This window comes from Pelodictyon luteolum, assembly GCF_001622165.1.
Lineage (GTDB): Bacteria > Bacteroidota > Chlorobiia > Chlorobiales > Chlorobiaceae > Chlorobium > Chlorobium luteolum_B.
In genome coordinates this window covers 41,938-56,610 of the sequence record NZ_LVWG01000035.1, presented here as the reverse complement: position 1 = coordinate 56,610, position 14,673 = coordinate 41,938, and the positions used below count along the sequence as shown (strand labels likewise).

General features: G+C 57.2%; 15 protein-coding genes. 6 read left to right on the top strand and 9 right to left on the bottom strand.

Annotated features, from left to right (window positions below):
• Positions 1-9 precede the first annotated feature (9 nt).
• The 3 genes from A3K90_RS09035 (at position 10) to A3K90_RS09025 (ending at position 3,189) form a co-directional block, all read left to right on the top strand.
• The gene (locus tag A3K90_RS09035; protein WP_303682286.1) at positions 10-1,152 is read left to right on the top strand and encodes a carotenoid 1,2-hydratase; all 1,143 of its coding nucleotides are present in this window, start codon (positions 10-12) and stop codon (positions 1,150-1,152) included.
• A 188-nt stretch (positions 1,153-1,340) separates the two neighbouring features.
• The gene (locus A3K90_RS09030; RefSeq protein ID WP_303682285.1) at positions 1,341-1,886 is read left to right on the top strand and encodes a ubiquinol-cytochrome c reductase iron-sulfur subunit; all 546 of its coding nucleotides are present in this window, start codon (positions 1,341-1,343) and stop codon (positions 1,884-1,886) included.
• Positions 1,887-1,923: 37 nt separating this feature from the next.
• A complete protein-coding gene (locus tag A3K90_RS09025) occupies positions 1,924-3,189 on the top strand; it encodes a cytochrome b N-terminal domain-containing protein (RefSeq protein ID WP_303682284.1) in 1,266 nt (421 codons plus the stop codon).
• Between the two features lie 357 nt (positions 3,190-3,546).
• Here A3K90_RS09025 and A3K90_RS09020 read toward each other — a convergent pair whose 3' ends face one another.
• From A3K90_RS09020 to modD, 9 genes are all read right to left on the bottom strand, one after another.
• A complete protein-coding gene (locus A3K90_RS09020) occupies positions 3,547-7,044 on the bottom strand; it encodes an alpha-amylase family glycosyl hydrolase (protein ID WP_303682283.1) in 3,498 nt (1,165 codons plus the stop codon).
• 152 nt (positions 7,045-7,196) lie between these two features.
• On the bottom strand, positions 7,197-7,622 hold the full coding sequence (locus tag A3K90_RS09015) for a hypothetical protein (RefSeq protein ID WP_303682282.1): 426 nt from the start codon (positions 7,620-7,622) through the stop codon (positions 7,197-7,199).
• Positions 7,615-7,992: a phage holin family protein gene (locus A3K90_RS09010; RefSeq protein ID WP_303682281.1), complete on the bottom strand. Its 378-nt coding sequence runs from the start codon at positions 7,990-7,992 to the stop codon at positions 7,615-7,617. Before A3K90_RS09010 ends, A3K90_RS09015 begins: the two co-directional genes overlap by 8 nt.
• Position 7,993: 1 nt before the next feature.
• On the bottom strand, positions 7,994-8,269 hold the full coding sequence (locus A3K90_RS09005; protein WP_303682280.1) for a YqjD family protein: 276 nt from the start codon (positions 8,267-8,269) through the stop codon (positions 7,994-7,996).
• A gap of 74 nt (positions 8,270-8,343) precedes the next feature.
• Positions 8,344-9,081, bottom strand: coding sequence for an SDR family NAD(P)-dependent oxidoreductase (locus A3K90_RS09000; protein ID WP_303682279.1), 738 nt, complete (start codon positions 9,079-9,081; stop codon positions 8,344-8,346).
• A 94-nt stretch (positions 9,082-9,175) separates the two neighbouring features.
• Positions 9,176-10,231: a molybdenum ABC transporter ATP-binding protein gene (gene modC / locus A3K90_RS08995; protein WP_303682278.1), complete on the bottom strand. Its 1,056-nt coding sequence runs from the start codon at positions 10,229-10,231 to the stop codon at positions 9,176-9,178.
• The gene (gene modB, locus A3K90_RS08990; RefSeq protein ID WP_303682368.1) at positions 10,228-10,914 is read right to left on the bottom strand and encodes a molybdate ABC transporter permease subunit; all 687 of its coding nucleotides are present in this window, start codon (positions 10,912-10,914) and stop codon (positions 10,228-10,230) included. Before modB ends, modC begins: the two co-directional genes overlap by 4 nt.
• Positions 10,915-10,927: 13 nt before the next feature.
• Positions 10,928-11,701 carry a molybdate ABC transporter substrate-binding protein gene (modA, locus tag A3K90_RS08985; protein WP_303682277.1) on the bottom strand — a complete coding sequence of 258 codons (774 nt, stop codon included), beginning with the start codon at positions 11,699-11,701 and terminating at the stop codon, positions 10,928-10,930.
• A gap of 27 nt (positions 11,702-11,728) precedes the next feature.
• The gene (gene modD, locus A3K90_RS08980; protein ID WP_303682276.1) at positions 11,729-12,580 is read right to left on the bottom strand and encodes a ModD protein; all 852 of its coding nucleotides are present in this window, start codon (positions 12,578-12,580) and stop codon (positions 11,729-11,731) included.
• 322 nt (positions 12,581-12,902) lie between these two features.
• Here modD and A3K90_RS08975 point away from each other — a divergent pair, with 322 nt between their 5' ends.
• The 3 genes from A3K90_RS08975 (at position 12,903) to A3K90_RS08965 (ending at position 14,655) form a co-directional block, all read left to right on the top strand.
• Positions 12,903-13,238, top strand: coding sequence for a helix-turn-helix transcriptional regulator (locus A3K90_RS08975; protein WP_303682275.1), 336 nt, complete (start codon positions 12,903-12,905; stop codon positions 13,236-13,238).
• A gap of 93 nt (positions 13,239-13,331) precedes the next feature.
• Positions 13,332-13,616, top strand: a complete 285-nt coding sequence (locus tag A3K90_RS08970) for a thioredoxin family protein (protein ID WP_303682274.1) — start codon at positions 13,332-13,334, stop codon at positions 13,614-13,616.
• Positions 13,617-13,629: 13 nt separating this feature from the next.
• Positions 13,630-14,655, top strand: coding sequence for a permease (locus A3K90_RS08965; RefSeq protein WP_303682273.1), 1,026 nt, complete (start codon positions 13,630-13,632; stop codon positions 14,653-14,655).
• Positions 14,656-14,673 lie beyond the last annotated feature (18 nt).

Sequence of the window (14,673 nt, the reverse complement as noted above, 5' to 3'; positions counted from 1 at the left end):
ATACCCGATATGAACATCACCACTGAGCCGGCAGAGGAGCGATGGCATGACCTGCAGGACCCCGGCGCCTATGAATGGTGGTATTTCGACATCGAAGACCCGGAGAGCGGCATCTCCATCGTCGTCATCTGGTTCGCCGGCTTTCCGTTTTCCCCTTCCTACCAGGAGCATTATGAGCGATGGCGCAACCGGGGTACGGACGGGCGCGACGGGGCCCCGGCTCCTCTCGATTATGCCGGCTTCAGTTTCCAGCTTTACGAACATGGCCGCGAGACGCTCAACTTCATCCGCGAAGGACGCCGGGAGCTTTTTGAGAGCTCAAGGAGCGCCATCGGTGCCGCTTTCGAAAAGAACAGGTTCAGTTATGATCCGCTGAAGGACGAGTACCGGCTCTCCATAGATTTCGATTTCCCTGCCAGAAGAAAGTCCGTGCAGGCTGAACTGACGTTCAGTGCATGCAGGAGGGTGGATTACCGGCGAAGGGACGGCAACAATGACGGGGCGGTGCCCTGTCATCAGTGGCTGCTCCGGGTTCCGAGGGCCGAGGTTCGGGGGCGGGTGCAGCTCTATGATGCGCGCCCTTCCATCCTTCCGAGAACCATCGATGTCCGGGCCACAGGGTACCACGACCATAATCTCGGTACCATGCCGATGCAGGAGTATATTTCCCGCTGGTACTGGGGGCGGGCGTTTTCCGACAGGGTGGATGTGATCTACTATGTGATCTTCTTCCGTGACCCGGCCTACAGGCCGCTGACGCTTCTTATGCTGAACGATAACCGGAGCGGTGCCTCCGTTGTACGTGACAGCGCCGACTTCAGCGAGAGCGGGTTTACCCGGGGGTTCTTCGCTCCGCCGCACGGACGGGTGCTTGGTATCCAGGATGGCGATGTCGGGATGAGGGTCGATCAGGAACGGGTGCTTGATGCCGGACCGTTTTATCTCCGTTTTTCATCCAGCATCACCCTTGATTTTGAGGGAGAACATCACACCGGCCTTCGCGGGATATCGGAGTTCCTCAGTCCCGTACGGCTCGAATCGCGCTTCATGCGATTCTTTACGCGGAGCCGCATTTGGCGTGACGGGGAGGAGTCGATTATGTACCAGAGGTATAATTATATTAAAGATCAATTGGATTGGTTTACAAGGTAGAATTTGGTAAATTCAGAATTTGTTCGGCGTCTACCCGCTATATTGCAGGCAAGCTGAACCAGGCCGCGCTTCATTCCGACGAAGCCAGAGGCGGTTGTAGGCCAGAGCCGACCCGATAGTGACAGAGGCCGCTCCGGCAACTGTTTTCTTACTTCATAACAATAGCTTTTAAAAGGAGATACATTGTAATGGCACAACAAGGTAATTTCAAGAGCCCGTCCAGGATGGGCGCCCTTGGAGATGGTGCACCGGCCTCTTCCTCTGGAGCGGTTTCCGGCGGCAAAGCACGCGAAGAAGGTCTCAAGGGTGTCGATTTCGAACGCCGGGGCTTCCTCGGCAAGGTCGTCGGCGGTATCGGCGCGGCCGTTGCTGTTTCGACCCTCTACCCCGTCGTCAAATTCATCATTCCCCCCGTCCGAGAAATCAAGGAGGTCAAGGAAATGGTCGTAGGCAAGGCTTCTGAAGTTCCTGTGAACACCGGCAAGATCTATGCTTTCAATAAGGACAAGGTCATCGTCATCAACGACAACGGCAAACTGACCGCCTGCAGCGCAGTCTGCACGCACCTCGGCTGCCTTGTCCGCTGGGAAGACAAAGACAATGAGATCTTCTGCCCCTGCCACGGTGCGAAGTACACCCAGCTTGGCGAAATCATCTCGGGTCCGCAGCCGCTTCCCCTCGCCCCTTACGGCGTCCGGGTCGAAGGCGAAGACCTCATTATCTCGATCGTGTAACCTAAACTATTGCTGAAAAACAAGGGAGTCTGGAAATATGGCTGAAAACAATCAGAATGCCGGTGCGGGGAACGTTCCGCCGAAGCCGAAACCCGCTGCACCGGGTGCCGCCAAGCCGGCAGCTCCGGGAGCACCGAAGCCTGCCGCACCTGCGGCCGCAAAACCCGCCGCTGCACAGGGCGGAGTCTACAAACCTCCGGTAGAGCGCGCTGACCCGAATCCGTTCAAGGATGCGAAGGTCAGCCCCGTTGCTGCCTGGTTCCAGGAGCGTTTCTACGTTCTTGAGCCCGTCATCGCCTACCTGAAGAAAAAAGAGGTTCCGAAGCACCGCCTGTCGTTCTGGTACTACTTCGGTGGCCTCACCCTGTTCTTCTTCATGATCCAGGTCCTTACCGGTCTTCTTCTTCTCCAGTACTACAAACCGACCGGCAGCGAAGCGTTCTCCTCGTTCGTGTTCATCCAGAAGGAAGTGCCGTTCGGCTGGCTCATCCGCCAGATTCATGCATGGTCCGCCAACCTTATGGTCGGCATGGCCTTCATCCATATGTTCAGCACCTTCTTCATGAAGTCCTACCGCAAACCGCGTGAGCTGATGTGGGTCAGCGGTTTCGTGCTCCTCGTTCTGAGCCTTGGTTTCGGTTTCACCGGCTACCTGCTCCCCTGGAACGAACTTGCATTCTTCGCGACCCAGGTCGGCACTGAAGTTCCCAAGGTCATGCCCGGCGGCGCCATTCTCGTCGACATCCTCCGCGGTGGCGAAGAGGTCAGCCCCGAGACCCTGACCAGGATGTTCTCGCTTCATGTGGTCCTGCTTCCCGGCCTGCTTCTTCTTGTCCTCACAGCCCACCTTATGCTGGTGCAGGTGCTCGGCACCTCTGCTCCGATCGGTTACAAGGAGTCCGGCATGATCAAAGGCTATGAGAAGTTCTTCCCGACCTTCCTTGCCAAAGATGCCATCGGATGGCTGCTCGGCTTCGGCCTTCTGGTCTATCTGTCCGCTGTCTTCCCGTGGGAGATCGGTGTACAGGCCGATCCGCTTGGTTCGGCTCCTGTCGGCATCAAGCCGGAATGGTACTTCTGGGCACAGTTCCAGCTTCTGAAAGACTTCACGTTTGAAGGCGGCGAACTCTTTGCCATCATCCTCTTCACCATCGGTGCCGTTGTCTGGGGTGCCGTGCCGTTCCTTGACAGGAAGGCCTCGAAAGAAGAGAAGAGCCCGATGTTCACGATCCTCGGTCTCCTGGTCCTTGCGTTCCTCATAATCAACACCTACAGGGTCTACGCTGAATACAGCGCCCTCTGAGCTGTCGTGGGGGTTGTCTCTCAGATAACCCCCATTGAGCGTTGATTATCGAACACCGTACAAAACCGCCTCAAGCATCATGCATGAGGCGGTTTTTTTTATGTCCATCCCTCACACACCCACCCACACGCGCTCGCGCGCGCGCGCTCTCTCTCTCTCTGCTCAACCTGACAGGAACTTTACGTCATGCTGCCTGCGGAGCCTCTCAGAGAGACAGCATCCGGCATTCAGTGCCGATACCCTGGAGTGCAGCCATAAAAGAGAGACGGGCCCCTGTTGACAAGGGCCCATCAGTTCGGTAATCTTTTGTTTGCTGCCCGATGGCTGGCTGGGTACTGCGGTTTCGGGGCGATCTCTTTACTCCATCTTGAAGAACGCACCCAGTTCATAGCCGGCGAGGAACGCCCGCATGTCGAGTGATTCGAGGGCGGCATTCCAACGATCGACGTTGTCGAAGGTCGTGATGTCGGCGGTAGATGCACCAGTTTGCAGCATTGGATCTTCTACCGTAAGCATGAAGCGGAGGGTGAGCCATGCGGTGAGCATGCTGAAGCGGTGTTCGCGGAACCAGTACTTCTTGTGATGCTCCTCGAGCTGCAGCATATCGGCGAGATGGCGCGATCCGCTCTCCTGCATCGCCTGCATGGCCTGGATGACGCCGGAAGCCGGATCAGTGGTAGTTGTTTCGCCGACCGGTGCCGCAAGACATGCCATGAGTTCGGCGATACCTTCCCCGGATACCGAGCAGAGGGATCCTTCAGCGTAAATGCTGCGGAGGGTGTCCTGAAGCAGCCAGTCGTCGATGAGGTTCTGCTGGAGTTCGCCGCCGGCCCTAAGCATCTCCTGAACAGCGTCGAGCAGGATCCAGTGGGCGACAAGGGTTCCGTAGACAGGGATGTCGTCTTCGTTCATGGCAAGGGTCGTGCGGAGTTTCCGGGTGGCGGGCTCATTGCCTAGCCCGGCTTCGATTTCAGCGGCCTGCATGAAGAGCAGGGCGGCCTTCACATCCAGCCCTTGGGGGACGCTGAGCGGCTTTTCCATAAGAGAGCTGAACTGCCGGGAGAGGTCGGTAAGGAGCGTGGAGGCAACAGACTGGAATGCTGCAGCATCCGCTTCCAGCAGTGTGGGCTTCGGAGCTGATTCAAGAGCCGCCTGCACCATGCGGTGGAGGGGCGAGAGGCTGATTGCCAAGACGTCCCTCTCAACCGAGTGCGTGCCGCGGCCGTCAAGTTCCCGTGCCAGCTGGTCGTAAGGTTTCAGGCGCGATGGGCGGACCTGGCGGAAGTCGAGGAAGACGTTGTACTTATAGCCGTCGAGCGCCATGAAGAGGCCGTTTTCACGGATTTCGCGAGCGGAACGGATGAACTCGAGGCCGCAGGCGTGGTCGCGGAAGATGACGTAGAGGTCGTCTTCATGGCCGAGGGCCAGGCCGTCGCCAAGTGAGCTCTGGCGGATTCCTCCATCACGGAGGTAGCCTACCGAGGTCTTGAGCCAGCCGGTAGCCCGCTCGAAACTGTTGTTGTAGATGACAAGTGCCCGCTCGTCGCCAAGCATGTTCGAGTAGGCGAAGATGTTTTCGTTGACCGACCCTTCGGGTGCGTAGACGTCGTACAGGTAGAAGTTCTGCACCTCGGCGAAGAGCGGACGCTTCTTCATGATCGGGAAGATTTCCTGATAGTGGCGCCAGACGAGATGCTCGTCAGGGTGCTCGTCATAATATGCTTTTGCATACTCCATTCCGTACTTCTCCGTGAACCCTTCCACCTGGCCGTGGCCGAACATCGGCAGGCCGGGAACGGTGAGCATGACGATGCAGACGCCGATGTACTTGTCGCCCCTTCCGAACTGCGCGATGGCAGTGTCTTCGTCGGGGTTGTTCATGAAGTTGACATAACGCTTCAGGATCTCGGGGTCGAACTCCAGTGTGTTTTTGATGAGGTAGCGGTAGCTGGCGTTATCCTCTTTCTTCAGCATGTGCATGAACGCGCTGTTATAGACGCGGTGCATGCCGAGGGTGCGGACGAAATAGCCCTCAAGCATCCAGAACGCTTCGGCAAGGAGCAGCGTGTCGGGAACTTCTGCATGGATGCGGTCGACCACTTCGCGCCAGAACTCTTCGGGGATGGCGGCATCGAACTCGGCCATGCTCATGGCGTAGGCGGAGCGGGAAGGGACGGCTGCGCTGTGGCCGTGCAGCGGGAACCAGAGGCGCTGGATGTGGCGCTTGGCGAGCACCATGGCGGCGTCGAAGCGGATGATCGGGAACATCCTTGCTACATGGAGGATCTGCTGGATGACCGCTTCGCGGACCTCCGCGGAAAGGAAGTTCAGCTGGGCGGTGTCGTTCCACGGCATGTTGGTGCCATCGTTGCCGTGGTAGATGTAGCGGGTATCGCCGTTCATGTGATCGATCCGCTTGAAGGTGACTGCTGCGTCGGTCCTGTTCCAGTAGCCGTCTTCAAGCTGGATGGTGTAACGGGTATCGGGGCTGAGGTTCGGTCCCGTGTAGGAGTAGTTATAGTAGGGGGGCGTGGATGCGGAGAGGAACCAGTCAGGGCGCTCGCGCACCAGTTCCGAGTCCATGCCGGTATGGTTCGGCACCATGTCGCTGGCAAGGCGGATGCCGCGCTGCATGGCACGGTGGCGGAGGTTGAGGTAGCCTTCATAGCCGCCGATGTCGTCGGATATGTCGTACTTCTCGAGTGCGTAGGCCGAGGCTTTCGCCTCAGGGTTGCCCTGCATCTGCTTGATTTCACGCGATGCGTGGCTTCGCTGCCAGAGGCCGATCAGCCAGAGCGCCGTGAAGCCCTGCCCCGAGATGCGGTCGAGCTCTTCGTCGGGGATGTCCTGCAGGCGGTGTACGGCGCGGCCGTAGGTCTTGCCGAGCTGGTCTAGCCATACATAGGTGCTTTTGGCGAGCATGACCACCTCCGGCATCCATGAGGAGTCGCTGGAGTAGTTGGCAGGCCCGTCGCCAAGCGTGGTGTAGTCGGGTACGCATGCGTCCTTGTCGAAAAATGCGCTGCTATGCCGCCCTTCCTGTTCCTCGGAGATACGCTGGAAAAAGAGGTACTTGTCTTCATCTTCGATGAGTTCGATGGCTCCGGCAAGCATGCTCCAGAATGGAGATCCTTCCAGAAGTTCCGACCAGTTGAGCCGGATGTAGCGGAGCTGCTCGAGGATCGAGTCCGGCGAGTGGCGCATTGGGCGGGTAAGCAGTTCGGCGAGGTCTTCGTTGTCGGGTCCGACAGGGCCCATCGCCTGCATGGAGGACTGGAGCGAGAGAATCAGCTTCCGGTAGGCTTCCTGGCGCATCAGTTCACTGTCGCTGAGGAGCAGGGAGAACGGCTCGAGTGCGGGGTTCTGGTTGTTCAGCCAGACGAGGAAGGACTCCTCAAGCAGGTTAAGCCGCAGGGAGTTCTGCTGCAGGGCCTCGGCGGGAGTTTCGCTGCCGGTGAAGATCTTTATGGTCGGGAATGTGGATAGGAACCGGGCGAGGTACTGGTCGGACTGCTCCAGAGAAATCTCGTCGGAAAAGCGCCTGTAGGCTTTTTCGAGCATGTCGGGTTCACGGCGGGCGATGGCACGGGCCATGACGAAGTGGAAGAGCTCGTGCAGCAGCTTCATGCCGTGGAACTGGGCGGGAAGGACGGGTTTAACGGCTTCACCCTTCTCTTTTTTCAGGTACTCGTTGATGATACTCGCCTGCTTTTCAGCAGTTCTGAGGCTGTCGGGTCCAACTGAGGGCAGGGCAAGAAAGTCGGGGTCGGTCAGGTGGAAGAGCTGCCGGGCTTTTCTGTTGACGTAGAAATGTTCTTTGTTCAGGGCCTCGGGCAGGGTGTTCTTGATGGTCATAATCTCTAGTGCAATGACGGCGCATTGCGGCGGTTGTGGTTTTCGTGCATCCAGAGGGGTGCACAATGGGCTTAAAAGGGATAAGGGAAGGTACGGAATTTCCCTGACAAGTCGCTGATGCCCTTTTGAATTACCGCCGCCGGAAGAGGGGGTCAGTGTGAGCTGGAGGGGGGAGTGGGCGTTTTCTTGAGTTTGCCTTCGATGTATCGTTGGAGGTAGTTGATGCCGAGGTCTTTTGCCGAACGGATCAGTTCGAGGCGGATATCGCGCATGGCACTGTCGGGGCGTGTTACGGAGACAAGCCTTGCCGGGACAGCTGGTTCGGCGGCTGCTTCATCGGTTGGTCCGGATGAGAGGCTTCTGAGTATCCTGCCGGTGAGGAAGCCTGTTGCGAGTGCTCCAAGAACAGCCTGCCACGGGTGGCGTTTGACTATTTCAACAGGGGATATCTCCTGTTCCAGCTCGTGCTGGAACTTCCTGGCCCGATCCCTGATGTCCTGTTCGCGTTCGGCTATCGTTTCATGGAGTGCTGCGATGCGTTCCTGGACGTTTTCCAGGTGCTTGTTCTGTTCAGTCATAGAGTGAGATGATGAATTTCTGGATCCACTCTTTCAGGACACTTGGCCTGAAACGGGTGAAATAAATGAAGCAGCCTATGAATACGAGGCTGACCGAGAGGAATCCCAGCGAGGTGCGGCCGGAGAGTTCCCCGATGAAGAGCGCCACGGTGGTCACGAGGTAGGCGGTACCACCGAGGAGTATCAGCGAGATGACGAGTACGGCCGCCAGCAGCGCAATCTTCTCGGAAAGCTCAATTTTCATAAGCTCCATGCGTGCGTCGATGATGGTCTTGACATCGTCGAAGGTCGACGAGATTGTTTCGTCGAGGAGTCTTGAAACACCGGTTTTCCGGTCTTCCTGCTGTAGCTGTTTATCGCTCTTCTGCATACTACCTGCGTTTGCCGAGTATGAGCCCGAGGAGCACGCCGGCTCCGAGTGCGTAGAGTAGCGAGGGTCCGGGGTTCTGCCGGATGTAGTCTTTGGTCTGTTCAGCGCCTTCAAGGATCCTGTCGTAGGATTCGCTCTCCCTGAACCGGGAGAATGCATCGGACAGCGAGTCGCTGATTTCGCGGATGGACTCCGGGATTCGGCCGTCGCCAGCCGGGTTCCTTTGTGCGTCGGTGTCGCCTTTGGCGTGGATGATGACCGGGACTTCCTGTTGCATAGGTGAAGAAAAAAAGTTGTAGGGACCGATTCAGTGCAATATATGAAATCTCCCGAAGGGGGTTGGAAAAAATGTCAGCAGAGCATCCGGCCTCCGTCCACGGTGATGACCTGCCCGGTGATGTAGTCGCTTTCGAGGAGGAAAAGGACGGCTTTTACGATGTCAAGCGGGTCGCCGAGGCGGCGGAGCGGTATGCGTGCCACCATCTCTTCTTCAGAATCCATGTCCTTGCCGGGGTTGAGGGTGACGGTGCCCGGCGCAATGGCGTTGACGAGGATGTTTGGTGCAAAGGTTTTGGCGAACACTTTCGTCAGGTGTACCACGCCCGCCTTTGCCACGGTGTAGGGAGCGAAGCTTTTCCATACCAGGTCGGCGGAGATGTCGGCCATGGTGATGATGCGGCTGGTGAATGGCTGTTTCTGCATGATTCTGGACGCCTCCTGCATGGTGAAGAATGTACCCTTGAGGTTGGTGTCGACGAGACTGTCCCACTCCTCTTCGGAGACGCCGGGGAGAGGTGTGGCGTAGAAATTGGAGGCGCTGGCGATGAGAAGGTCGAGCCGGTCGAATCGCTTACGGAAAGCGGCAAAGGCAGCCTGGATCTCTTTGGCGCTTGAGGTGCTGCAGTGCACCATCTCCGACTCGGGGCTGACCCAGCGGATTTTCTCGAGGAGTTCCTCTGCTTTGGGCTCGCTGGCGTGCCAGGTGAAGAAAAGGGTGTAGCCCTGGCCTGCTACGGAGAGTGCGATTTCACTGCCGAGCCGGCCGGTGGCTCCGGTCATGAAGCAGACTTTTTTTCCGGGTTGGGTCATGGCATGCATCAGGTTTGCTGTCTGTCTATAAGGTTACCATAAAGGTAGCCATAAAGGTAGCCAACTCCGGAGGGAAATAAAACGTTGAGGTGCTTCAGAGGAGGCGGCGGAACGCCGATGCCTTGATTGCCGCAAAGACTGTTGTTCCAATGGTGATATCCAGCTCTTCGGCAGCTGACCGGACTATTTCGGCAACAAGGGTTCGGTTTGCTGAACGCAGGACAACGCCGACTCTGTTTTCGGAGCTGAAGAGCTCCTCGACACGGCATTCGAGCATGTTTCGGGCGCTGATGGCTTCCGGGTGTTTCCTGAAGAGGATGATGTCCCGTGAGGAGAGCTCGAAGAGCGACGAGTTGGTGTTGCTTCCGTCTGAAATGACCAGCTGCCCATCGCCCCACGGGTAGCGGTACAGGCCGGAACTGCATGCTGGGCCTGAGAGCTGCAGGAGGTTTACATAGCCCCGTCGGCTGGTTGCCATGGCTTTGCGGGCGAGTTCGTCTGGGGTTGCCGGGCCGGTTACGGATCCGTTTTCCACCAGCAGTATGCGCTCTGCCATGAGCTGCATTTCAAGGACCGAATGCGAAATGAAGATGCAGGGTATCCGGAACTGCTCGCTGACGCTCCGGAGGTAAGGGATGACCTGAAAACGGAGTGTGTCGTCGAGTGCCGAGAGGGGTTCGTCCATGACGAGCAGGCGGGGGCTGGCGAGCACTGCTCTGCCAAGCGCAACCCTCTGACGCTCTCCCCCTGAAAGGTTCCCTACACCCCGCTCCAGCAGTCCTTCAAGTTTCAGGGTGCAGGTGAGTTCTTCCGGATCGACCCTGCGGAGCTCTTTAGGGCAGCGGCGCCATCCGTAGTAGAGGTTGCTTTTTACGCTGAGGTGGGGGAAGAGCATTGCCTGCTGGAAGACCAGGCCGATGCGGCGGCGGTGGGGAGATATGTTGATGTGGTCCCTGCTGCTGAAAAGGCAGTCATCATCAAGGAAGATTTCGCCCCTGTCCGGCTCGAGCAGACCGGAAAGAAGGTGAATGAGGGTGGATTTCCCGCTGCTGGAACGGCCGAAGATGCCGATCCGTTCCCCGGTAATGTCGGCTGAAGCATCGAGCGTGAAACTTCCCTGCGATTTTTTGACATCAAATCGGAGCCTCATCCCTCTGCCTCCCTCTGTATCCTTCGGGTAAGCGATTCGTGCAGGAAGAGTACGATGACGGAGATGGTGACCGAGACGATGCAGAGCGTCATTGCCATCCCTGTACCTCCCGGCGAGCTGGCATATTCATAGATGGCGAGTGGAATGGTCTGGGTAACGAAGGGGATGTTGCCTGCCACCATGATGGTGGCGCCGAACTCGCCGAGGCTTCGGGCGAACATGAGTGAAGAGCCCGCAAGGATTCCCCGCAGCGAGAGGGGAAGAACGATGGTGAAGAGAATATCGGGCTTCGACGAGCCAAGGCTTTTTGCCGCGTCGATGATCTGGGGGTTGATGGATTCCATGCCGAGCCGGATGGATCGCACCATCAAGGGAAATCCGATGGTCGCGGCGGCAATGACGGCAGCCTGCCAGGTGAAGACAAGCTGGATTCCGGCAGCATCAAGCAGTCTGCCCGGCCATCCGTTGCGGCCGAGCATCAACAGGAGGAAGTAGCCAATGACGACCGGCGGCAGGGTGAGCGGCAGGTTGATGAAGACTTCAAGCAGCACTTTCCCCCTGAAGTTTCTGAATGAGAGCAACCACGCCACCATAAAGCCGGGAGGAAGGGAAACGATGGTCGCTGTCAGGGCAATCTGCAGTGAGAGCCGTATGGCTTCGATATCCTGGGTGGTGAGCTGCATCATGAGTCCCCTTTCAGTTGACCTTGTATCCGTATTTCTTCAGGACCGTTCGGGCTTCGGGGCTGCGGAGGTACAGGAGGAACGCTCGGGCTTCATTGTTTTTTGCCCCGCTGTGGGTCAAAGCCATAGGGAACTCGATCGGGGGGTAAAGCTTTTGCGGTACTTCGAAGCGGGTGGTTGCCTTCTTGGCAAGGATAGCGTCGGTTGCGTAGACAAATCCGCCGTCCACTTCACCGAGCTCTGCATACATCAGGCACTCCCGTACATCCCTGGCCATGACCAGCTTTCCCTCCAGTCTGCTCCGGAGCCCTGCGCCGGTTATGGCCGACATCGCATAGTCGCCGGCCGGCACACTGCCCGGGCTCCCGATGGCGATTTTATTGAGCTTCACGAGGTCCTGCATCATCAGGACCTTCGTTGCGCCCGTCCCGGTAAAGACCAGAGTGTTTCTGGTAAAGAGCTGTATGCTTGCCGGGTCAACGGCATTCTCTGTTTTGAGGAAATCCATCCATTTCCTGTTGGCTGAAATGAAGATATCCACCGGAGCTCCGTTCATGATCTGGCCTGCCAGCGTTCCTGAGGAGGCGAAGTTGCTGATGATGATTGTTCCGGGATGCTGTTTTGAATAACGTGACGTCAGTTCCTTGAGGGCATCGCGCATGCCGGCCCCTGCACTGAGTCGCAGCTCGCCTGCCATCGCATGCAGGGGGCCTGTGAAGAGCATAAGGCAGATGAATGCAATCTGCAGAAGAGTGCCTGCAAGTGGGCGGGTTGATTGGGACTGCATGGGGTTCGTTATTTGCTGTTTCTTGGCTTATATGCACTGCATGGCGGCAGCAATGTCTGCGGGTTTTCCGAAATAGACCGATGAGAGCACGATGATGTCGATGCCGGTTGCAGCATAGATGCCTGCGTTTTCAGGGGTGATGCCGCCTGCGGCCGAGATCTTGATGTCGGGAGCAATATTTCTGATGGCATGGACCAGATCCACAAGGCGTTCCGGTGAGAGTTTGTCGACCTGCACGACATCGGCTCCGGCAGCGGCAATCCTGAGCGCCTCTTCGGGTCCGTCGGCCTCCACCAGAATCTTGTGTTCCGGAGCCTGTTTCTTTATTTCAGGGAGACGCTCCAATAAGCGGTCGAGGCCGCCCATGAACTCCGTGTGCTGGCGGAATACCAGGATGGATTCCGACAGCCCGAGCCGGTGCGGGGTTGCGCCTCCTGCAAGGATGGCCTTGATGGCGGCTTTTTTCGTCCCGGGGAACGACTTTCTGGTGGTTGCGATGCTGATGGCCGGGTTGGCGCTCCGGGCGCTTGTAACGATGCCGGCGGTTCTCGTGGATATGCCCGAGGCATACTCGAGTATGTTCAGGGCCACTTTCCATGCAGCATGCAGGCTTGAGGCCGATCCTTCCGCCGAAAGGAACATGGTGCCGGATGGGACACCGGTGCCGCTCGGGGTAAGGAGGGTTACCCGTGCGCCGCAGCGCTCAAGTATCCGCCCGGCCTCTTCAGTGCAGGAGAGGGTTGTTTCATGCCTTGTCGTAAAGGTGATTCTTCCGGGCTGTTCACCTATTTCGAGCACTGCAGTAGTGAGGTCTCCATAGGGGACGTCCTCTTCGATGAATCGTTCGATATCAGTATCAGGGAGTTGGTAGAGTATCATGCGACTATTTGTTTTCCGTCAAAAAGCGTTATGTAATCGTTTGCATACCGATAAACCCAGAAAAGCCGGAGCTCCATGTCCGGAATTGGGGAGTACGTCCTGCTATTAAGATAAATAATTAAGGAAAAAACCCAATAGCCATTAATTGTTTAGGTTCTGCTTGGGTTTCAGTGTTGAAGACAGCGTTCCTGCCGATTTCATGATCAGTATAATATATGGTATGGCCGGTCCACTTCCTTGACGAAATTTGTAGAGGTACTTCTTGTTTTCTTGATTTACTTATCGTATATTTACGATGAACTAATTGATTGATATGGAGAGAATGAAAAGATCGTTGACCCCGGTCGACTACAGCCGTGGGGAAGAAACGCTGGCGGTACTGGCCAAAGCGCTCAGCCACCCGGTGCGTATCCGCATCCTCCAGTTGCTGCAGCAGGAGGCCTGTTGTTTCACCGGAGAGCTGACTACGTTGATTCCGATGGCGCAGTCCACGATTTCGCAGCATCTGAAGGCGCTTCTCGAGGCCGGCCTCATTCAGGGAGAGATCAATCCACCAAAGGTCCGTTATTGCATCAACCGTGAAAAGTGGGCAGAGGCGAAGGAGCTCTTTGCGGTTTTTTTTAAGATAGAGGGTGCGGAATCATGCGACTGCCGTTGATTTAGGCGCAGCTTCTGATGTGGTTTGTTTTTTTTGATTCCAATAATCGTTCATTTGCGATTAACTTTTTTAAACAGAAGACAGGAGAACACTATGATCCAGGTAAAAATTCTCGGAACCGGTTGCGCAAAATGCAACCAGCTTGCCGATGCGGTACAGGCTGCCATTGCTGCAGACGGCATTGTGGCTGAGGTCGAAAAGGTGCAGGACATTCAGCAGATCATGTCCTACAATGTGCTCTCCACCCCGGCACTTGTGGTCGATGGTGAGGTCCGCTCGGCGGGCAGGGTACCTTCAGCTGATGAACTGCATTCGCTGCTTCGGCCGAAAGCCAAAGGGTGCTGCTGCAAGGGTTCTTCGGGCTCATCCTGCTGCTGAGGGGGAGAGAGGCATGAAACAGTCGCTGTTGTGGTGGGGAGGGTTACTTCTGGCGGCCCTTCTCTGGGTGTTTCTCTACCTGAGGCTCGAGGGAGGTGCGGAGGTGCTGGTCGGAATGCTCGGCCTCAGCCGGTCCGTGCCTTTTGGTGAAGCATTGCATTTCTTCCTGTACGAGGTGCCGAAAGTGCTGATGCTTCTTACGGCAGTGGTTTTTCTGATGGGTGTGGTGCATACGTTTGTCTCTGCGGAGCGGACCCGGGCCATGCTTTCGGGGCGCCGTCTCGGGGTAGGTAACATGCTTGCCGCAGCGCTCGGCATCGTAACACCGTTCTGTTCGTGTTCGGCCGTGCCGCTCTTCATCGGGTTTCTGCAGGCTGGCGTGCCGCTCGGCGTGACCTTTTCCTTTCTGATATCGGCACCGATGGTCAATGAAGTCGCCCTGGCGCTTTTGTTCGGGATGTTCGGCTGGAAGGTGGCGCTGCTCTATATGGCTATGGGCCTGGGAGTTGCCGTGATTGCCGGTCTGGTGATCGGTCGGCTCCGGATGGAAGAACACCTCGAGGAGTGGGTGCGGAAACTGCAGGGGAGCGCCGATGCCGGATCGGGCATTCCTGAGCGGATGGAGTGGCCGCAGCGGATGCGTGAGGGGCTCGGCCATGTCCGGGAAATCGTTGGAAGAGTGTGGTTGTTCATCCTCCTCGGTGTCGGGCTTGGTGCCGGCATTCATGGCTATGTGCCTGAAAACTTCATGGCCTCGCTCATGGGCCAGAGTGCATGGTGGTCGGTGCCTGCAGCCGTCCTCATCGGTGTGCCGATGTATTCGAACGCTGCAGGGATCATTCCCGTAGTGCAGGCCCTGCTCGGAAAAGGCGCGGCTCTCGGCACGGTAATGGCATTCATGATGAGCGTCATCGCCCTTTCGGCTCCGGAGATGATAATCCTCCGGAAGGTTCTCAAGCCCAGGCTGATTGCCGTGTTCGCAGGGGTGGTCGCTTCGGGGATTGTGCTCGTCGGTTATATGTTCAATCTGGTTCTCTAACTATAAATACTGCATCTC